General features: G+C 64.1%; 21 protein-coding genes. 2 read left to right on the forward strand and 19 right to left on the reverse strand.

From position 1 onward, the window contains the following. Positions 1–171: 171 nt before the first annotated feature. From ACTIEZ_RS14570 to ACTIEZ_RS14620, 11 genes are all read right to left on the reverse strand, one after another. A complete protein-coding gene (locus ACTIEZ_RS14570) occupies positions 172–1,257 on the reverse strand; it encodes an RluA family pseudouridine synthase (protein ID WP_439547414.1) in 1,086 nt (361 codons plus the stop codon). Beyond that, complete coding sequence (gene crcB / locus ACTIEZ_RS14575; protein ID WP_439547415.1) at positions 1,257–1,649, reverse strand: fluoride efflux transporter CrcB; 393 nt, start codon at positions 1,647–1,649, stop codon at positions 1,257–1,259. Before crcB ends, ACTIEZ_RS14570 begins: the two co-directional genes overlap by 1 nt. Before the next feature lie 38 nt (positions 1,650–1,687). Beyond that, positions 1,688–2,548 carry a hypothetical protein gene (locus ACTIEZ_RS14580; RefSeq protein ID WP_439547416.1) on the reverse strand — a complete coding sequence of 287 codons (861 nt, stop codon included), beginning with the start codon at positions 2,546–2,548 and terminating at the stop codon, positions 1,688–1,690. A gap of 154 nt (positions 2,549–2,702) precedes the next feature. Beyond that, the gene (locus tag ACTIEZ_RS14585; protein WP_439547417.1) at positions 2,703–3,038 is read right to left on the reverse strand and encodes an MmcQ/YjbR family DNA-binding protein; all 336 of its coding nucleotides are present in this window, start codon (positions 3,036–3,038) and stop codon (positions 2,703–2,705) included. Further along, on the reverse strand, positions 3,035–4,324 hold the full coding sequence (locus ACTIEZ_RS14590) for a replication-associated recombination protein A (protein WP_439547418.1): 1,290 nt from the start codon (positions 4,322–4,324) through the stop codon (positions 3,035–3,037). The genes ACTIEZ_RS14585 and ACTIEZ_RS14590 overlap by 4 nt, the downstream gene beginning before the upstream one ends. A 40-nt stretch (positions 4,325–4,364) precedes the next feature. Beyond that, positions 4,365–4,652, reverse strand: coding sequence for a DUF3297 family protein (locus tag ACTIEZ_RS14595; protein WP_439547419.1), 288 nt, complete (start codon positions 4,650–4,652; stop codon positions 4,365–4,367). A gap of 125 nt (positions 4,653–4,777) precedes the next feature. Continuing rightward, on the reverse strand, positions 4,778–5,374 hold the full coding sequence (gene rplI / locus ACTIEZ_RS14600) for a 50S ribosomal protein L9 (RefSeq protein ID WP_439547420.1): 597 nt from the start codon (positions 5,372–5,374) through the stop codon (positions 4,778–4,780). Between the two features lie 12 nt (positions 5,375–5,386). Further along, on the reverse strand, positions 5,387–5,611 hold the full coding sequence (gene rpsR, locus ACTIEZ_RS14605; protein WP_372919498.1) for a 30S ribosomal protein S18: 225 nt from the start codon (positions 5,609–5,611) through the stop codon (positions 5,387–5,389). A 12-nt stretch (positions 5,612–5,623) separates the two neighbouring features. Continuing rightward, positions 5,624–6,082, reverse strand: a complete 459-nt coding sequence (gene rpsF, locus ACTIEZ_RS14610; protein WP_439547421.1) for a 30S ribosomal protein S6 — start codon at positions 6,080–6,082, stop codon at positions 5,624–5,626. A gap of 141 nt (positions 6,083–6,223) precedes the next feature. Continuing rightward, a complete protein-coding gene (locus tag ACTIEZ_RS14615) occupies positions 6,224–6,586 on the reverse strand; it encodes a hypothetical protein (protein ID WP_439547422.1) in 363 nt (120 codons plus the stop codon). Next, complete coding sequence (locus ACTIEZ_RS14620; RefSeq protein WP_439547423.1) at positions 6,583–8,133, reverse strand: 2-isopropylmalate synthase; 1,551 nt, start codon at positions 8,131–8,133, stop codon at positions 6,583–6,585. The genes ACTIEZ_RS14615 and ACTIEZ_RS14620 overlap by 4 nt, the downstream gene beginning before the upstream one ends. Positions 8,134–8,390: 257 nt before the next feature. Between ACTIEZ_RS14620 and ACTIEZ_RS14625 the strand changes: the two genes are divergently transcribed. After that, entirely contained in the window at positions 8,391–8,852 is a 462-nt protein-coding gene (locus ACTIEZ_RS14625; protein ID WP_439547424.1) for a DUF2721 domain-containing protein, read from the forward strand. 182 nt (positions 8,853–9,034) lie between these two features. On the opposite strand, the gene ilvC is transcribed toward ACTIEZ_RS14625, so the two are convergent. The 7 genes from ilvC to miaA all read right to left on the reverse strand — a co-directional run bounded on the left by ilvC (position 9,035) and on the right by miaA (position 16,474). Beyond that, complete coding sequence (gene ilvC / locus ACTIEZ_RS14630; RefSeq protein WP_439547425.1) at positions 9,035–10,054, reverse strand: ketol-acid reductoisomerase; 1,020 nt, start codon at positions 10,052–10,054, stop codon at positions 9,035–9,037. A gap of 134 nt (positions 10,055–10,188) precedes the next feature. Beyond that, the gene (ilvN, locus tag ACTIEZ_RS14635) at positions 10,189–10,698 is read right to left on the reverse strand and encodes an acetolactate synthase small subunit (RefSeq protein WP_439547426.1); all 510 of its coding nucleotides are present in this window, start codon (positions 10,696–10,698) and stop codon (positions 10,189–10,191) included. Continuing rightward, positions 10,698–12,446: an acetolactate synthase 3 large subunit gene (locus ACTIEZ_RS14640; protein ID WP_439547427.1), complete on the reverse strand. Its 1,749-nt coding sequence runs from the start codon at positions 12,444–12,446 to the stop codon at positions 10,698–10,700. The genes ilvN and ACTIEZ_RS14640 overlap by 1 nt, the downstream gene beginning before the upstream one ends. 218 nt (positions 12,447–12,664) lie before the next feature. Then, positions 12,665–13,411, reverse strand: a complete 747-nt coding sequence (locus tag ACTIEZ_RS14645; RefSeq protein WP_439547428.1) for a PEPxxWA-CTERM sorting domain-containing protein — start codon at positions 13,409–13,411, stop codon at positions 12,665–12,667. A gap of 302 nt (positions 13,412–13,713) precedes the next feature. Then, complete coding sequence (locus ACTIEZ_RS14650) at positions 13,714–13,983, reverse strand: hypothetical protein (protein ID WP_439547429.1); 270 nt, start codon at positions 13,981–13,983, stop codon at positions 13,714–13,716. Between the two features lie 153 nt (positions 13,984–14,136). Next, positions 14,137–15,333 (reverse strand): collagen-binding domain-containing protein, encoded by a 1,197-nt coding sequence (locus ACTIEZ_RS14655; protein WP_439547430.1) that lies wholly within the window; start codon positions 15,331–15,333, stop codon positions 14,137–14,139. Between the two features lie 232 nt (positions 15,334–15,565). Next, complete coding sequence (miaA, locus tag ACTIEZ_RS14660; RefSeq protein WP_439547431.1) at positions 15,566–16,474, reverse strand: tRNA (adenosine(37)-N6)-dimethylallyltransferase MiaA; 909 nt, start codon at positions 16,472–16,474, stop codon at positions 15,566–15,568. Between miaA and serB the strand changes: the two genes are divergently transcribed. Further along, positions 16,458–17,366: a phosphoserine phosphatase SerB gene (gene serB, locus ACTIEZ_RS14665; RefSeq protein ID WP_439547432.1), complete on the forward strand. Its 909-nt coding sequence runs from the start codon at positions 16,458–16,460 to the stop codon at positions 17,364–17,366. The two genes, miaA and serB, sit on opposite strands and share 17 nt — an antisense overlap. On the opposite strand, the gene ACTIEZ_RS14670 is transcribed toward serB, so the two are convergent. After that, positions 17,341–17,760, reverse strand: a complete 420-nt coding sequence (locus tag ACTIEZ_RS14670) for a DUF2177 family protein (RefSeq protein WP_439547433.1) — start codon at positions 17,758–17,760, stop codon at positions 17,341–17,343. The two genes, serB and ACTIEZ_RS14670, sit on opposite strands and share 26 nt — an antisense overlap. Positions 17,761–17,830 lie beyond the last annotated feature (70 nt).

Here is a 17,830-nt window from a genome sequence, read left to right on the forward strand (position 1 = left end):
AGCAATCAGGGTGAATCAGAAATCAGTCACCTTGGGAATCCCAAATCGATTCAGTCACCATGCAATCGAGTCTAGAGTTGATTATAGTTTGATTGAAGCGTCATGGTTTCCTCCCTCCAAGGGAGGGCGCTTTGCGGGTTCGACTTGATTGTAATCGACCCTAGATCGCCATCACTTGCGGCGCGGCGGTGCCTCTGCGACTTGCCCACGCGCGCGGCGTTCACCCCGGCGGTTGCCGCTGGTGGCGCTGGAAAGCCGACGCGGCAGTTTCTTGGGCGGCGGCGGTGGCGGTGGTTCTTCATACTCGCCCAACGCCATATCGAACCCCAGCATGGCAAAGCTTTCGGCCATGTGGCTGGGCAGGTCCGCTTTGATGTCCAGCGTGCCACCATCGGGCAGCGCGATCACCAGCCGCCGGCTGTGCAGATGCAGCTTGCGGCTGATGCCGCCGGTCAAATAGCTTTCCTTGCCGCCATATTTGCCATCGCCGATCAACGGATGGCTGATCGCGGCGGCGTGCACGCGGATCTGGTGGGTGCGCCCGGTCAGCGGCTGAAACTCCACCCAGGCGGCGCGGGCGGCGGCCTTGTCGATCACGCGATAGCGCGTCTTGGCCTTCAGCCCGGTTTCGGGATCGACATGCATCTTCTCGCCGCCAGTGCCGGGCTGTTTGGACATGGCAGCATCGATGGTGCCCGCACGGATTTCCGGCACACCCAGGGTCAACGCCCAATAGGTTTTCTTCGCCTCGCGCCCGGCAAATTCCTTGCTGAAGAACGCAGCGGCGCGGGCGGTGCGCGCCAGCAACAGCGCGCCGGACGTATCCTTGTCCAGCCGGTGCACCAGCCTTGGCCTCGCAGCCGCATCATATTGCAGCGCGTCCAGCATGGCATCGACGCTGGTGGAAATGCCGGTGCCGCCCTGGGTGGCCAGGCCCGGCGGCTTGTTGATGACGATGGCGTGGGCATCCATGTGGATGACCATGGATCGCATGTAATCGATTTGGTCCGGGTGCAGCGGCGGCCGCACCTTTTCAACGGGGCGCGGTGTGGCGGGTTCCGGCAGCACATCGGGCCACACCAGGGTCTGGCCGGCGCTGATGCGATCCCCCGGTCCGGCCTTGGCGCCATCGAGCCGCACCGCGCCGGTTTTCGACCAGCGCGACACGATGTTGAACGTCACTTCGGCGGCGTGGCGCTGAAACCAGCGATCGAGGCGGATGCCATCGTCATCCTCGGCGATTGCAACAGTCGGCATCAGGCAGCACCCCGCATCAGCCACACGCCCAGCAGCACCGCGAGCACACTGCCCGCAGTGCTGGAGACGGCATAGGCCGCCGCCAGCGCGATTTCAGCGCGAATGATCATGTTGTAGACTTCCAGGCTGAACGCCGAAAAAGTGGTGAAGCCGCCAAGCACGCCGACGCCGAGCAATAGGCGCAAACCTTCGACCCCGTCATCGACCCGCACCAGCCAGCCAGCGAGCAGGCCCATCAGCAACCCGCCAATGATGTTGACCGCAAAGGTGCCAGTGGGAAAGCCCGGGCCAGTGAGCCCGATCACCCAGCGGCCGACGCCATAGCGCAGCATCGACCCCAGCGCACCGCCGATGGCCACCAGCAGCATGGGCGACATGGTGTTGACATTCATGAGCCTGTCTTAGCTTGCGGCTACGGCGCGCGCCAGCCTTAGAGAACGCCGAAGGTCCAGCCTTCCGTTCTGGCAATTTCAGGCGTCAGCGCCGCCGGTTGCCACCAGTGCGGCTGGTCGGCGATGGCGCGCAGGCCGGCGGCGGTGATGATGGCATCGCCGATATGATCGGGGAATGTCGCTGGAAAGGCCGGCGGCATCGGCCGGCTGCCGTGGCGGGCGAGCGCGACGTTGAGGCTTTCGCTATCCCGCAGCTTGCCGCGAAAGCCGGCCAGTCGCGCAAAGGCCTGCGCATAGATTTCCAGGATCAACGGGCCGCGTTCGGGCAACGGATCGAACGGCCACACGGGCCAGCGCAACTGGTGCAGCAGGCGCATCGTGGTCAGCGTCGCCTTGCCGACCTGGGACGCGCCGAGCAGCACGAAATTGGAGGTCGGCACGCCGAGGCCGCTGGCCTTGTAGATTTGTTCGGTCACCCGCAGATGCGCCCGCAAGGCCCGCGGGCCATCGGCGGCGCCCAACCAGAACGCCTCGCGTCGATGCTGAATATAGAGATGGGCGCCCAGATCGACCTCGCTGCTGCACACGGTTTCCACCTCCGCCCACAATTCGCGCGCCGGGGCGGTGAACGGCGGCACAGCGGCAAAGCCGAAGCCGGCGTCCATCCCGACCAGCACATCACCGGAAAGCCCGCCCAGCCAATCGAGTGCCGCCAGCCGCGACCACACGCCGGCCAAATTCGGGGCGGGCGGCACGACCAACTGTGGCGGCGCATCGCCGGCGTCGCAGATGGCGATCTGGATGGACTTGTGCCGCGCGCCTTTCGCGCCTGACCAGTCGATGCCGACGAAGCGGGTGAAGCGCGCGGCTGATGACGGGCCATCCGCCAATGGGGTCACGCCATCCCCCACAAGCCCAAGTCACCCCGGACTTGATCCGGGGTCCATGGGACATACTTGCCGCCATGTGCTGTCTTTGGGGGACGAGCCTGCCATGGGTGCTGAAACAAGTTCAGCATGACTCGTGCTTTTATGGACATGCGCGGCTGGACCATCAGGCGATACCCCGCACTTTGCGCTGCGCCGCTGACGCGCGACCGGCCCAGGCCCGCTCCACCAGCATCGCGATGCGTTCCGGATCGGCGCAAGCCAGCCGCACCAGCACGCCGGGCCAGCCGACATAGTGCGGCGTCTGGTAAAAACAGTCGGGGTCGGTCGCCATCAGCATGTCGACTTCATCCAGGTTGGCGGGCAGCACGAAATGATCCGGCGCCCGCCCGATCACCACGACCATCTTGCCGCGCACCAGCACCGCGTCACGGCCGTAGCTGGTGCCGCGCGTGGCGCCGGGCAGTGCCAACGCCAGGGCCAGCACGTCATCCCACGTCATCGCAGCGCCGCCCGCCGGCGCGACCATTCCGCCAGCCGTTCGGCAATGCGCGCCTCCGCTCCGCGCGAGGACGGGGTGTAGAGCGTCTGCCCGGCCATGCCTTCCGGCCAATAATCCTGCCCGGAAAAGCCATCGGGCGCATCATGATCATAGGCATAGCCCTTGCCGTAACCCAGTTCCTTCATCAGCTTCGTCGGCGCATTCAGGATATGCGCCGGCGGGGTGAGCGAGCCGGTGCTGGCGGCCAGCTTCATCGCGGCCTTTTGCGCGACATAGGCGGCATTGGATTTTGGTGCGGTGGCGAGATAGAGACAGGCGTGGACGATGGCCAGTTCGCCCTCCGGACTGCCCAGAAAATCAAAGGCATCCTTAGCATCAAGGCACACGCGCAGGGCGTTGCTGTCCGCCAGGCCGATGTCCTCGCTGGCAAAGCGCACCAGCCGGCGCAGCACGTAAAGCGGCTCTTCACCGGCAACCAGCATGCGCGACAGCCAGTAAAGCGCGGCATCGGGATCGGAGCCGCGCAGGCTTTTGTGCAGCGCCGAAATCAGCCCGTAATGGCCTTCGCGATCCTTGTCATACACCGGCATGCGGCGGTGCAGGAACGCGGCCAGTTCCGCCGGTGCCATCGCCGGCACATCGCCCAGTGCAAACAGGCTTTCGGCCTGGCCCAACAAAAATCGCCCGTCGCCATCGGCAGAGGCGATCAGCGCCGCGCGCGCCTCGGCGGTGACGGGCAGCGCGCGCGCCACATGGGCTTCGGCGCGCGCCAACAAATCGGCCAGCGCGGCCTCATCCAGCCGGCGCACGATCAGCACGCGGGCGCGGGACAATATCGCGGCATTGAGTTCGAAGCTGGGATTTTCGGTGGTTGCACCGACCAGCGTGATGGTGCCGTCCTCCATCGGCCCGAGGAAACCATCCTGCTGGGCCCGATTGAAGCGGTGTATCTCGTCCACGAACAGCAATGTGCGCTGGCTGTTCATGCGCGCATCGGCGAACAATTTCTTCAAATCCGCCACGCCGGCAAACACCGCCGAAATTGCCACGAAGCGCATGCCGACCGCATCGGCCAGCAACCGCGCGATTGTTGTCTTGCCGGTGCCGGGCGGCCCCCACAGGATCAGGCTGGACAGGCTGCCGCCCGCCACCATCCGTGTGATCGCGCCATCTTCGCCGGTGAGATGCGCCTGGCCGACCACGGCATCCAACGTTGCCGGGCGCAACTGTTCGGCGAGCGGCGGCGCGCCGGTGGCGACGGGTGAAGGGCTGCCGAACAAGTCCATGGCTGCACTTGTCACGCCAACGCGCAACCCGCGCAAGCCTTCAACTCTTGTACCAGGCCTCGACCGTGCCGGTCAGCTTCAGGGTGAGCGGGTTGCCCTTGCGGTCCAGGCTCTTGCCGGCGGCGACGCGAATCCAGCCTTCGGACACGCAATATTCCTCGACATTGGTCCGCTCCGCCCCGTTGAAACGGATGCCGACGCCGCGGCGCAGCAGATCCCAATCATGATATTCGCTGCGCGGATTGACCGACAGGCGATCGGGCGGCGTATCGGTGGGGCCGCCTGTGGTCTCGGCTGGGGTTTCGGGCGTTTCAGGCTGATCAGTCATCGCGCGCTCATAGGCGTGCGGATCGGTGTGGGCAAGAAAAAGGCCAAGCCGGACTTGAACGGCTGGCAAAAGAAAAAGGGCCGCTGGCGTGTGCCAGCGGCCCCCGATCTGGCGGATCAAACGGCTCAGGCTTCCGCCGGCTCGCCTGCATCCATGTCGTCGTCCACCGCGATGGTGCCCGGTTCGGCGTTCGGATCATAGGCTTCGGTGAAGCCGGCTTCCTCACGCTCGGCGGTGGCATTGATGTCCACCCCGGCCGCCTGGAGTTCGGCTTCTTCGGCCGAACGGGCAATGTTGACCTTGACCATCACCACCACTTCCGGGTGCAGCGCGACCTTCACGTCGTGCACGCCCAGATTCTTGATCGGCTTGTCGAGCACGATCTGGCCCTTGACCACCTTGTGGCCGCCGTGGGTCAGCGCTTCGGCCAGATCACGGGCCGCAACCGAACCATAAAGCTGGCCGGTGGCGGATGCCGCGCGGATCATCACGACGCTGGCGCCTTCGATGTCCTTGGCGTCGGAACGGGCGATGTCGCGCCGCTTGGCGTTGTCGGCCTCGATGCGGGCGCGGTCGTTTTCAAACCGCTTCTTGTTGGCTTCGGTCGCGCGCAAGGCTTTGCCGCGCGGCAGCAGGAAATTGCGGGCAAAACCTGGCTTCACATTGACGACATCGCCAATGGTGCCAAGCTTTTCAACGCGTTCGAGCAGGATCACATGCATGTCGGCTGCTCCTTACTTCACGAGATAGGGCAGCAGGCCCAGATGACGCGCGCGCTTGATGGCCTTGGCCAGCTCGCGCTGCTTCTTGCCCGACACCGCGGTGATGCGGGCCGGCACGATCTTGCCACGTTCAGAGACAAAGCCCTGCAGCAAGCGCACATCCTTGTAATCGATGGCTGGCGCATTCGGACCCGAGAACGGGCACGACTTGCGGCGACGGAAGAACGGACGTCCCATCTACATTCTCCCTTAATACGCTGCGCGCGGTTCGCGGCGCGGGCGTTCGCCGCCCCGATCACCGCCACGGTCGCCGCGATCACCACGATCGCCGCGCGGACCATCGCGGTCACCACGCGGGCGATCTTCACGGCCACCTTCGCGCTCACCGCCACGGCGGGTCATCGCCGACGGCTCGGTGGGCAGCGCATCGATACGGATCGTCATCGAACGCACGACATCTTCATTGAGGCCAACCTGGCGCTCCATCTCGGCCAGGGCGGCCGGCGGTGCGTCAATGGTCAGCATCACATAATGCGCCTTGCGGTTCTTGGCGATGCGATAGGCCAAGGTGCGCAGGCCCCAATATTCGGTGCCGGCAACACTGCCCTTGTTGTCAATCAATACGCGGGTAAAGCCTTCCGTCAGCGCTTCGACCTGAGCTGTGGTCAGGTCCTGTCGCGCGAGGAAGACATGCTCGTAAAACGGCATGCATCTCTCCTGTGCCGATCGCTGGCGTGGCACCATTGCCCCGCCCCTCCGGCTTGCTTTTTTCGATCGCGCGCGGTTGTCCGGCACGGCGAAGCGGCGCGTATGACGGAATGGGCATGCGAAGGCAAGCGATTCTGCCGGTCAGCCTTGAACGCGGCTCTGGACCATCCGGATCAGGCCGGGCAGGTCCGCGATGTCCACAAACTCCGCCGCGCGCACCAGTTCGCGCAGGCGCCCGCCCTCTTCCACCGCCACCAGCGGCAACGGCCAGTCGGCGGCCTGCGGGAACGCCGCGCGAAAATCCGGCCGGTGATGGAAGATCACCTCCATGCCCAGCCCGTCCAGAAACGTCCGCCAGTCGCGCTTCATCGCTACCAGACCATAGGTGACGGCGCACAGCTGGCAGGGGTAGGTGGAGGGCGACACGATCTTGTGCACGCTGTCCATCACCCCTGCCGCGATGCCGGCATTGGCGTTGTAGACAATGACCAGCCGGCGGCTCACCCGGCCGCCGTCAGCGCCGATTTCCCGCGCTTCACCATCAGCTTGTTGAGCGCATTCACATAGGCCCGCGCACTCGCCACCAGCGTGTCGGTGTGCGCCCCGGTGCCGCGCACGGTGCGGCCATGTTCGGCCAGCACCACGCTCACTTCGGCCTGGGCGTCGGTACCCGCCGTCACCGCATGCACCTGATACAGGTTCAGCACGGCATCCTCATGCGGCACCAGCTTGCGGATGGCGTTGAACAGCGCATCGACCGGGCCATTGCCACGGGTGGCGGCCGTGACTTCCTCACCATCGATGGACAGGGTGAGGATCGCGCGTTGCGGGCCATTGCTGCCGCAATACACTTCCACCTCCAGCACCTGGATGCGATCGTGCCCGCGCAGCACTTCGTCATCGACCAGCGCGACAATGTCCTCGTCGAACACCTGCTTCTTGGCGTCGGCCAGATCCTTGAAGCGCTTGAAGGCATCGCCGAATTCATTGTCGGACAGGTCATAGCCCAGTTCAGCCAGTTTTGACCGAAACGCGGCGCGGCCCGAATGCTTGCCCAGCACGAGGCTGGTCGCCCCCTGCCCGACGGAGTCCGGCGTCATGATTTCATAGGTGCTGCTGTCTTTCAGCATGCCATCCTGGTGGATGCCGCTTTCATGCGCGAAGGCGTTGGCGCCCACGATCGCCTTGTTGGCCTGCACCGCCATGCCGGTGATGCCGCTGACCAGCCGGCTGGCGCGGGTGATTTCGGTGCTGACGATGCGCGTGGCAAAAGGCATCACATCCTGGCGCACACGCAGCGCCATCGCGATTTCCTCCACCGCGGCATTGCCGGCACGCTCGCCGATGCCGTTCACCGTCGCTTCGCACTGGCGCGCGCCGGCCATGATCGCGCTCAGCGTGTTGGCGACGGCCAGGCCCAGATCATTGTGGCAATGGGTGGAGAAGATCGCCTGATCGGCATTGGGCACGCGGGTGATCACATCGCGGAACATCGCGCCATAGGTTTCCGGCGTGGCATAGCCCACCGTATCCGGCAGGTTGATGGTGGTGGCGCCATATTTGATGGCGGTTTCCACCGCGCGGCACAGATAGTCCGGATCGGACCGCGTCGCATCTTCGGCCGACCATTCGACATCCTCGCACAGATTGCGCGCCAGGCTGACCGACATGCGGATCGCCTCGATCACCTCGTCCGGCGTCTTGTTCAGCTTCACCCGCATGTGCAGCGGGCTGGTGGCGATGAAGGTGTGGATGCGGGGGCGCCGCGCGTCTTTCAGGGCAGCCCAGGCGCGCTCGATATCGGCTGGCGCGGCGCGGGCCAGGCTGGCGACGATGGCGGTGTCACACAGCCGCGCGACGGCCTGCACCGCTTCGAAATCGCCTTCGGAGGCGATGGCAAAGCCGGCTTCGATGATGTCGACGCCCAGCGCTTCGAGCTGCGCGGCGACCTTCAATTTCTCTTCCAGATTCATCGAGCAACCGGGCGATTGTTCGCCGTCGCGCAATGTTGTGTCGAAAATGCGGATATGGTTCGTCGTTATGGTGCTCATCGGTTTGGCCTGTCGATTTGTGCTGAATGCAGCGCAGAATATTTTGGGCGGTTCATCCCCTCAAGGCGCATGGCCGAGGGACACAGCCCAACAGCCCAATCACGCCCGAGGGCGGATAAGTCGCAGACCAAGCAGGGCGGGCGTGAAAACCATAGCCAATGCATAACCCGAAGTAGCGGTTTCGCGCAAGCCACGCCCACCAAGTTGCGCGATATGCCGGCTTGCGTCGTGGCAGATTGCACGGCTTGGGTGGCGGCATGGACGGCATTTTTACCAGCATCGATATCAGCACGGCGGTGCAGCAGGCGCTGGCGCCGGTGTTTCTGCTCACCGCGATCGGTGGCCTGCTGAATGTGATGGTGCACCGCTTGTCGCGAGTCGTCGATCGCGCGCGGCACCTGGAGGGCCAGATCGCTGGCTACCCCGCCGAGCGACGCCGCCTTGCCGTCGGTGATCTGGCCGTCTTGTCCAAGCGCATGGCCGCGGCCAATTGGGCCATCGCGCTGTGCACGATGTCGGCGCTGCTGGTGTGCATCGTGGTGGCGCTCTTGTTTCTGGAACAATTGCTCGGCGGGCGGTTGCAGGAGGGCATCGCCTGGCTGTTCGTGCTGGCGACGCTGCTGCTCACCGGCGGGCTGTCGCTGTTCCTGTGGGAGGTGCAACTGGCCTTGCGCAGCGTGCGGGTACGGGCAGCGGAGATGCTGGAGGATCAGCGGTAGTGGATTGCGGCCGGCGGCAGGGCCGCCGAGTCCGCTGGATACAACTGGGAAATAAGGAAAGAGCGTGGCGGAGCCACGCCGTCAGACGAGTCAAAAAAGGCGGCCTGTCGGGACCGCCTTTTTCGCTCGCTGGCCGATCTTGCCGGAGTCGGCGCGCGTTACGCGCACTCGCCCGGCTGCGATCAGTTCTTGGCTTTGTCCACCAACTGGTTCTTCGCGATCCACGGCATCATCCCGCGCAGCCGCGCACCGACTTCCTCAATCGGATGCGCGGCCGCCGCCTTGCGTGATGCCTTCAGCTCCGGCTGGCCGGCGCGGTTGTCGAGGATGAAATTCTTCACGAAGCGCCCGCCCTGGATATCGGCCAGCACGCGCTTCATTTCGGCCTTGGTTTCATCGGTGATGATGCGGGGCCCGGTGGTTATGTCGCCATATTCGGCGGTGTTGCTGATCGAATAGCGCATGTTGGCGATGCCGCCTTCATACATCAGATCGACGATCAGCTTCACTTCGTGCAGGCACTCGAAATAAGCCATCTCCGGCGCATAGCCGGCTTCGGTGAGCGTTTCGAAACCGGCCTGGATCAGGTGGGTCAGCCCGCCGCACAGCACGGCCTGCTCGCCAAAAAGGTCGGTTTCGCATTCTTCGCGGAATGTGGTTTCGATGACGCCAGACCGGCCGCCGCCGATGGCGCTGGCATAGCTCAATGCCACATCATGGGCGTTGCCGCTGGCGTCCTGGTGGATGGCTATCAGGCACGGCACACCGCCCCCCTTCTGATATTCGCTGCGCACCGTGTGGCCGGGGCCCTTGGGCGCGATCATGAACACATCGATGTCGGCGCGCGGCTCGATCAGGCCGAAATGCACGTTGAGGCCGTGGGCAAAGGCCAGCGCGGCGCCGGGCTTCATGTTGGCGGCCAGATCGTCTGCATAGATGCCGGCCTGATATTCGTCGGGCGCCAGCACCATGATCACATCGGCCCAGGCCGCGGCATCGGCATTGCTGAGCACCTTGAAGCCGACGCCTTCCGCCTTCTTGGCGGTGGCCGACCCCGGCTTCAGCGCGATGGCGACGTCCGCCACGCCGCTGTCGCGCAGATTCTGCGCATGGGCATGGCCCTGGCTGCCATAGCCGACAATTGCGACCTTCTTGCCCTTGATCAGGCCGACATCGGCATCGGCATCATAATAAACGCGCATCTGCTGTCCTTCTTCCTTCTGGCTCCCCTCCCGCCTGCGGGAGGGGCTGGGGGTGGGTCTGTCCACCCCGACGAAACTTCGTGCCTGCGGGCAAAGCCCACACCCGGCCCCTCCCGCAAGCGGGAGGGGAGAAACTATACCGCCTCCGCACCTCTTGCGATGGCCACAACCCCAGTGCGCGCGACCTCCACCAGGCCGACCTCGCGCATCAAGGCGATGAACTGATTGACCTTGTCGCTCGATCCCGACACTTCGAACACGAAGCTGGTGGTGCTGGTATCCACCGGGCGCGCCCGGAAGATATCGGCCAGCCGCAGCGCCTCCACACGCTTGTCGCCAGTGCCGGCCACCTTCACCAGCGCCATCTCGCGCTCCACGTGCGGGCCATGGTCGGTCAGGTCGATCACCCGGTGCACCGGCACCAGCCGATCCAGTTGCGCCATGATCTGATCGATCACCGGCGGCGGGCCACTGGTCACCACGGTGATGCGGCTGACGGCATGATCCAGCGACACATCGGCCACGGTCAGGCTCTCGATATTGTAACCGCGCGCCGAGAACAGCCCGACGATGCGGGCCAGCACGCCGGCTTCGTTATCGACCAGGATCGACAGCGTGTGCCGTTCGGAGGGGAGATGTTTCATCAGACCAGCGCCTTCGCATCGTCGTCGGCCGGGCCAACCTCGTCGGACGCGCTCAGGATCATGTCCGTATGCGCCGCGCCCGACGGGATCATCGGGAAGCAATTGGCGAGTTTCGACACCCGGCAATCCACGATCACCGGGCCGGGGTGATCGAGCATTGCCTGGATGCCCTCATCCAGATTGCCCGGGCCATCGATCACGATGCCCTTCCAGCCATAGGCCTCACCCAGCTTCACGAAGTCCGGCAGGCTGTCCGAATAAGACTCACTGTACCGGCTGCCGTGGTTCAATTCCTGCCACTGACGGACCATCCCCATATATTCATTGTTGATGATGAAGATCTTCACCGGCAGGCGATATTGCACCGCCGTGCCGAGTTCCTGGATGTTCATCTGGATGCTGGCTTCGCCGGCGATATCGATCACCAGCGCACCCGGAAACGCCAGTTGCGCACCAATGGCCGCCGGCAGGCCATAGCCCATGGTGCCGAGCCCACCGCTGGTCAACCACTTGTTCGGCTCATGGAAACCGAAATGCTGGGCCGCCCACATCTGGTGCTGGCCGACTTCGGTGGAGATGATCGGCTTCTTCGCGCGTGTCATCTCATAGAGGCGCTGGATGGCCTTCTGCGGCAGCAGCGCCCCACCCTTTTGTTCGAAGCCAAAGCTATTGCGCGCGCGCCAGCCCTGGATCTGCGCCCACCACGGCGCCAGATCGGCCGGCCGGTGCCCGCGCGCCCGCCAGACCTTCAGCATATCTTCCAGCACGGAACCGACATCGCCCTGGATGGTCAGGTCGACGCGCACCGTCTTGTTGAAGCTGGAGCGATCGATATCGACATGGATCTTCTTGCTGGCCGGCGAGAAGGCATCCAGCCGGCCGGTGACGCGATCATCGAACCGCGCGCCCAGGCAGACCATCAGGTCGCACTTGTTCATCGCCATGTTGGCTTCGTAACTGCCATGCATGCCCAGCATGCCGAGGAACTGTGGATGATCATCGGGCACGCTGCCCAGGCCCATCAACGTGCTGGTCACCGGCGCACCGCTCGCCTTGGCGAGTTCACGCAGCAACTGGCTGGCGATCGGCCCCGAATTGATGATGCCGCCGCCGGTGTAGAGGATCGGCCGCTCGGCGGCGGCGAGCATATCCACTGCGGCTTCGATGGCCGCCAGATCGCCCTTCACCTGCGGCTTGTAGGTCTTGTGGGCAATGGTGCCGGGCTTGGTGTAGCGCGCCTTGAATATCTGCACATCCTTGGGGATATCGATCACCACCGGGCCGGGCCGGCCGGAGCGCGCGATGTAAAACGCCTCGTGCAGCACCGGGCCGAGCTTGGCCGTGTCCTTCACCAGATAATTGTGCTTGGAACAATGGCGGGTGATGCCCACCGTGTCGCATTCCTGGAACGCATCGGTGCCGATCAGATGCGTCGGCACCTGGCCGGTGATCACCACCAGCGGCACCGAATCCATCAGCGCGTCGGTGATGCCAGTCACCGCATTGGTGGCACCGGGGCCGGAGGTGACCAGCACCACGCCGACCTTGCCGCTGGCGCGGGCATAACCTTCGGCGGCATGCACCGCGGCCTGTTCGTGGCGCACCAATATGTGGCGAATGCGGTTCTGCTGAAACAGCGCGTCATAAATCGGCAGCACAGCGCCGCCCGGATAGCCGAACACCACTTCCACGCCGAGATCAGTCAGCGCCTGCACAACGATTTCGGCGCCGGCAATCTCCAGGCCCATGATCAACTTCCCACGCAGCAACAGCCCGCAATCCGGCGGACGGCTGCTGTTATGGGAAGCAAAATGCCACGTCAAGCCGCGAGTGCGCAATTTTCATGCGCGAAATGCCGGTATGGTAACAATATTTGGTAAGTTTGACCCGGCCCGGCCAAAACAAAACCCCCGTCACAGTGCGACGGGGGCGATGTTGCCGGGCACACCCGGCCAAGACCGTTGGTTCAGGCCGCAACCACCATGCGGCGGCGGCGGCGCAGGCCGAACCCGACAAAGCCGAAGCCTGCGACCAGCATGGCCCAGGTGGACGGTTCCGGCAGAGCCGGGATCACCACATCGGCGGCATCGGTGGTGGCAATGGCAAACACACGATCAACCACGACATCCTTCGACGGGAAGCCGTTGGAGTTGAATACCAGCGCCGTCGGGTAGAAGCCCGGATTGAGGATCTGGCCAACGCCCGAGGCATAGAACCAGGTGCCGCCCTGCGAGGCGTCGGTAATCATGGTCGACGCCACCGGTATGCCCAGGATGGTGACATCCAGGCTGGCATTGTTCGGGTTGGCGAGGCCGTTGTTGGTCAGATAATAGCTGAAGCCGACGCGGTAATTGCCCGGCGTGAGATAGGTCATCTGGCCAAGGGTCTCATTGACCGAAAAATCGCCGACGAAATAGGCGGCATAATTCCCAACAGCATCCGGGCTGGCCGAAGCGGCGATATTGTCAGGCCCAACGGCTTCGCCATAGGCGCCGACCGGGTAGGCGGCGTTGCTGTTGTAAAGGATCACGCTGGCCGGCTGATCCTGCGGCGGGCTGAGATCGGGTATGTTGGTCTTCGTCCAATGCGTGAACGCGCCGGTGCCGGTTGTGCCGGCCGCTTCGAAGCTGCCGTTCCTGATCAGATTGGTGACAGCAAACGCTGGGGTGGCGATCACGGTGGCGGCGGCCGCCGCAAGCAGAAACATACGCATTTAAGTTCATCCCTTTTCGTTGGCGTGGAAGCACGCACTGGCGACAAACCTGCAAAATTCGTTCCAAATTAGTTAACATCCATATCATCAGATGCTTGGCCGAATCTGGCTCGCAAAAAGTTCATCACTTGTAAATAATTCCGACAGTTTTGTAGCTTTTGTTGACACATTGGCTGCTGGAGATGCTGCGCTGGCAGGCCGGGGACGCTGCACCGCGCACAACAAAAAACCCCGCCGCAAGCGACGGGGGTATCGGCAATCGGGCTATTGATGCCTGGTCCGGCTGCGCCGCAGCGCGGTGTTCAGGAGACCACTTGTGGCAGGCCAGGGCGGCGACGGCCCAACGCCAGACCGAGGATGGCGATGCCGACAATGGCTGCCACGGCTGGTTCAGGCATCATGCCGGACTCGGCCGCGGCGCGCAATGGCGCCGTCACACTGCGATCGCAGGCCGGCGAATCGCTGTAACATGCCGGCGCCTTGGTCACTTGCGGCACCTTCAGCATCACCGCAGCAGTGGCCGGTATGGGCGCCATTACCGCGGCGATCGCGGCCAGTCGAATCAGTTGCATTGCCGCTCTCCCTGTTTTTTTTGCTGCACTGCACATCAACACATCGATTTTGCATTTGCATGACAATACGCCATGCCCCATCGGTAAAATGCCCGGATGCGGCAAGGCGTTGAATCCGCGCGATCAGAACCGCTGTAACAAACATCGCAGCAGTTACGCAGCGGCGCGTGCCATGGTTGCGGTGCGGCGCCGCATCATGCCACCGATCAAGCCGAATCCGATCACCAGCATCGCCCAACTCGACGGCTCCGGAATCGGCTCGGCCAGGAAATCGCTGCCGCCGGCGTAGGTTCCAAGATGGACCTGGCCGCTCTGGTTGAAATTCTTCGCCACGATCGATCCTTCCAGATCGACCCCGTTGGTGATCAGGTTGGCCAGCGGCGCCAGGATCGAACCATGCTTCATCGCACCACTGATGGTGAGATCGGTGGCTTCGTAGAAGTTCCAGATCAGGAACGGGTTAAGGCTGGCATTGTAGCCGCCCACGCTGTTGCCCCGCCAATTGATGCTGGTGCCCGACACGTTGATGATGATCGGCATCGGTCCGCCGCTCTGGGTGAAGGCGATCTCGTTGCTGTTAAGGATATGGCCGGCAATGTTGAACAAGGCAAAGCCGTTGCCGCCATTGACCGCCGTGAAGATCGGCCCCTGGCCGCCCATCACGAAGCTGCTGGGATTGTTGAGCAGCGACAGCGTGCTGAGTTCCTGCGACAAGGCCGAAAGATCGGTCGTCAGCTTTGCGGCTTCGGCCGTCACGGCAACCGACGTGCTGGCCGCATTCCAGCCAATGCCCTTGTTCCTGGTGTAGATGGCACCATTGGCATTACCGGCGATACTGCCACCAGAATTCACCCGCTGGCTGGCATTGGAACCGTTCATCGAGGCGGTGATGTTGCCCCCGGCATTGACGACCTGATTATTGGACAGGTTGAGGTTGTTGCCGCTGATGTTGCCGCCGACATCGACGGACGCGCCGCCGCCGTTGATCGAGCCGACATTATAGTTGCCGCCCACCAGCACGCCATGGTTGGACGCCACCAGACCATTGCCGCCATTGGGGCCGTTGTTCAGATTGATGTTGGCCGTCAGATTGCCGCCCACCGTCAACGTGCGCCGCGACGAAGGCGTGGCACCCTGCGAACCGCGGCCCGATCCGAACGAGCTGGAGCCAGTGAGATTGCCGGCAATGAACGCCTTGCCTTCCACCTGGCTGCTGGTCTGCATGTCGCCGAGCACCACCAGGTTCAGTTCGCGCATCGCCTGCAGGCCGTCGCGCGCCGGCGTGGACAGCGGCGCCACGGCCGCAGCCGGGACCGCGACCACAAGCGCCGCGGCGAGTGCCGTGCCCACTATCCCAGACCTGAGGCTAGCAACGCTGTTCATAATCATGACCCTGAAATTAACACTTTCGTGGGTGCGAATGGCATAAAATTAGCGAAAAAGAAACCCCAATCGCAGACATCTACGCTGTTTGGCTTATCTTTGGATGCAATTATCGCGAAAAAATTCGTTAACCACGCCAATGTTTTGCGCGAAACAACCGGCATCCTTATTGCCAAATTGCCCTGATTCGGCTGCCAGGTCAGGCGACAACCACACCATCCGGTGTCGGCACCACGCGAAGCCATCCCGAAACCTGCCCGCGCGCCCAGGTCGATTGCCGTTTCTGATATTGCCGCGTCGCAAACAACGCCTGCGCCATGGCGTCGTCCAGGCTGCAGAGACCGGCCAGATGCGCCGCCAGTTGCGGCACCGCCAGTGCCTTCAACACCGGCGCATCCGCCGGCAGGCCCAGCGCCAGCAGCGCCGCCACTTCATCGAGGGCGCCCTCGGCCAGCATTGCCTGCAAGCGCGTTGCGGCCCGCGCGTGCAGCTCGGCGCGCGGCCGATCGACCACCAGGCCCTGCACGGCCGCCGCGCCCAGGCCGCCGGCGCGCTGCTGCTGCCAATGGCCAAGCGGGCGCCCGGTACTGCGCACCACCTCCAAGGCTCGCAGCATGCGCTGGCGGTCGGCAGGCATCAGCCGCGCGGCGCTGGCCGGGTCCTCCTGCTCCAGCGCCGCGCGGGCCACATCGGTGGGCAATGCCCGCACGGCGGCGCGCACATCGGCACCTATGTCCGGCACCGGCGCCAGGCCGTGCATTAGCGCTGCCAGATACAGGCCAGTGCCGCCGACGATGATCGGCTGCAGGCCCGCCGCGCGCGCCGCTGCGATTTCTGTCTTGGCCATGTCGGCCCAGCGCGCCGCCGTGCACATATCATCCCCGGCCAGCACACCGTACAGGCGATGCGGCACCGCGGCTTCGTCCCCCGCACGCGGGCGCGCCGTCACCACCCGCAGGCAGTCATACAACTGGCTGGCGTCGGCGTTGATGATCACGCCGCCCACCCGTGCGGCCAATGCCAGCGCCAGCGCAGACTTGCCGCCCGCGGTCGGCCCTGTCAGGACGGTGACCCGCTTGAGGTCGAGATCAATGTCAGACGCGCTCATCATCACCCTGGTCGCCGAAGGCCGCTTGTCGCCCGGCGATGTCTCGGCGGCAAGTGATGCCGCTGCCAGCGCCGGCGCAACCATCATGGCGCAGAGCTGGCTGGAGGCTGGCGACGCGCTCGATATCCTGGCGCGCGGCGATGCTTCTGCCATCCGCGCAGGGCTGGAAGCCGCGCTACCGGCCGTCGATGTCATCGTGCAGTCAGCCGCCAGTCCGCGCCGCAAATCGCTGATCGTCGCCGACATGGATAGCACCATGATTCAATGCGAGTGCATCGACGAGCTCGCCGATTATGCCGGGGTGAAGGACCAGGTCTCGGCAGTCACCGAAGCCGCCATGCGCGGCGAACTGGATTTTGCCGGCGCCCTGCACGCCCGAGTCGCGCTGTTGAAAGGGCTGTCGGTCGCCACCCTCGATCAATGCCTGAATGAACGTGTCCGCCTGATGCCCGGCGCGCGCACGTTGGTGCAAACGATGGTCGCGAACGGTGCGCGATCGCTGCTGGTATCGGGCGGCTTCATGCATTTTGCGGTACCGGTGGCGCGCCAGATCGGCTTTGCCCGCGTGGTCGCCAATCGGCTGGATGTCGCCGGTGAAGCGCTGGCCGGCACCGTCGCAGAACCTATCATCGACGCCGCCGCCAAGCGCACGCTGCTGCTGGCCGATGGTACGCCGCTGAATGCCGCGCTGGTGGTTGGGGACGGCGCCAACGACATCCCGATGATCAGCGCTGCGGCGCAGCAAAGCGGCCTTGGCATCGCCTATCACGCCAAACCCAAAACCGCCGCCGCCGCGATGGCGCATGTGCGCAACGGCGATCTTACCGTGCTGCTGCGCGCCCAAGGCTATCGCCGTGCGGAATGGATCAGTTCGGGAACAACCGCGCTGTGATCATCGATGTGAACCAAGTGCCGGCCGCCGCCGTGCTGCCGGTGAGGACCGTGCCCCAGATCAGATCCAGCACGGTCACCTTCAGGCTCCACACTTTCAGCGTCGCATAGTTGGTCAGATCATAGGTCGCGTAACACACGAACCCCAGCACCGCGCCCTGCAGCGCCGCGCGCGCAATCCCCTCGGTCAGGCCCGGCCACACCGCGAAATAGACTATGCCACCGATATAGATGGCGTAAAAAATCATCGCTGGCGCCAACCGGAAACCGTTCTCCATCATCACCGCGCCGATCTCCGGCTTGTACAGGCGCGGCGCCATGTTGATCAGCCACACGGCATCGATGGCAGCAAAGGCCACCAGCGTGGCGAAATAAGCAATCAGCAGCTTGGTCATGATATCCCCCTTGACGCTGGCATGCATAACCATGGCGACATCCGGGCGCACCACAATTGACAGGCGAGCG

It is taken from the genome of Sandarakinorhabdus sp., from assembly GCF_051860625.1.
Classification (GTDB): Bacteria; Pseudomonadota; Alphaproteobacteria; order Sphingomonadales; family Sphingomonadaceae; genus Sandarakinorhabdus.

Excerpts from the sequence above, each read along its gene's own strand:
- ACTIEZ_RS14670 (WP_439547433.1), bottom strand. The coding sequence starts at position 17,760 with ATGACCAAGCTGCTGATTGCTTATTTCGCCACGCTGGTGGCCTTTGCT.
- ACTIEZ_RS14570 (WP_439547414.1), bottom strand. The coding sequence starts at position 1,257 with ATGCCGACTGTTGCAATCGCCGAGGATGACGATGGCATCCGCCTCGAT.
- ACTIEZ_RS14595 (WP_439547419.1), bottom strand. The coding sequence starts at position 4,652 with ATGACTGATCAGCCTGAAACGCCCGAAACCCCAGCCGAGACCACAGGC.
- ACTIEZ_RS14620 (WP_439547423.1), bottom strand. The coding sequence starts at position 8,133 with ATGAGCACCATAACGACGAACCATATCCGCATTTTCGACACAACATTG.
- miaA (WP_439547431.1), bottom strand. The coding sequence starts at position 16,474 with ATGAGCGCGTCTGACATTGATCTCGACCTCAAGCGGGTCACCGTCCTG.
- ACTIEZ_RS14585 (WP_439547417.1), bottom strand. The coding sequence starts at position 3,038 with ATGACGTGGGATGACGTGCTGGCCCTGGCGTTGGCACTGCCCGGCGCC.
- ilvC (WP_439547425.1), bottom strand. The coding sequence starts at position 10,054 with ATGCGCGTTTATTATGATGCCGATGCCGATGTCGGCCTGATCAAGGGC.
- ACTIEZ_RS14640 (WP_439547427.1), bottom strand. The coding sequence starts at position 12,446 with ATGGGCCTGGAGATTGCCGGCGCCGAAATCGTTGTGCAGGCGCTGACT.
- ACTIEZ_RS14645 (WP_439547428.1), bottom strand. The coding sequence starts at position 13,411 with ATGCGTATGTTTCTGCTTGCGGCGGCCGCCGCCACCGTGATCGCCACC.
- ACTIEZ_RS14590 (WP_439547418.1), bottom strand. The coding sequence starts at position 4,324 with ATGGACTTGTTCGGCAGCCCTTCACCCGTCGCCACCGGCGCGCCGCCG.
- rplI (WP_439547420.1), bottom strand. The coding sequence starts at position 5,374 with ATGCATGTGATCCTGCTCGAACGCGTTGAAAAGCTTGGCACCATTGGC.
- rpsR (WP_372919498.1), bottom strand. The coding sequence starts at position 5,611 with ATGGGACGTCCGTTCTTCCGTCGCCGCAAGTCGTGCCCGTTCTCGGGT.
- ACTIEZ_RS14625 (WP_439547424.1), top strand. The coding sequence starts at position 8,391 with ATGGACGGCATTTTTACCAGCATCGATATCAGCACGGCGGTGCAGCAG.
- rpsF (WP_439547421.1), bottom strand. The coding sequence starts at position 6,082 with ATGCCGTTTTACGAGCATGTCTTCCTCGCGCGACAGGACCTGACCACA.
- crcB (WP_439547415.1), bottom strand. The coding sequence starts at position 1,649 with ATGAATGTCAACACCATGTCGCCCATGCTGCTGGTGGCCATCGGCGGT.
- ACTIEZ_RS14650 (WP_439547429.1), bottom strand. The coding sequence starts at position 13,983 with ATGCAACTGATTCGACTGGCCGCGATCGCCGCGGTAATGGCGCCCATA.
- ilvN (WP_439547426.1), bottom strand. The coding sequence starts at position 10,698 with ATGAAACATCTCCCCTCCGAACGGCACACGCTGTCGATCCTGGTCGAT.
- serB (WP_439547432.1), top strand. The coding sequence starts at position 16,458 with ATGTCAGACGCGCTCATCATCACCCTGGTCGCCGAAGGCCGCTTGTCG.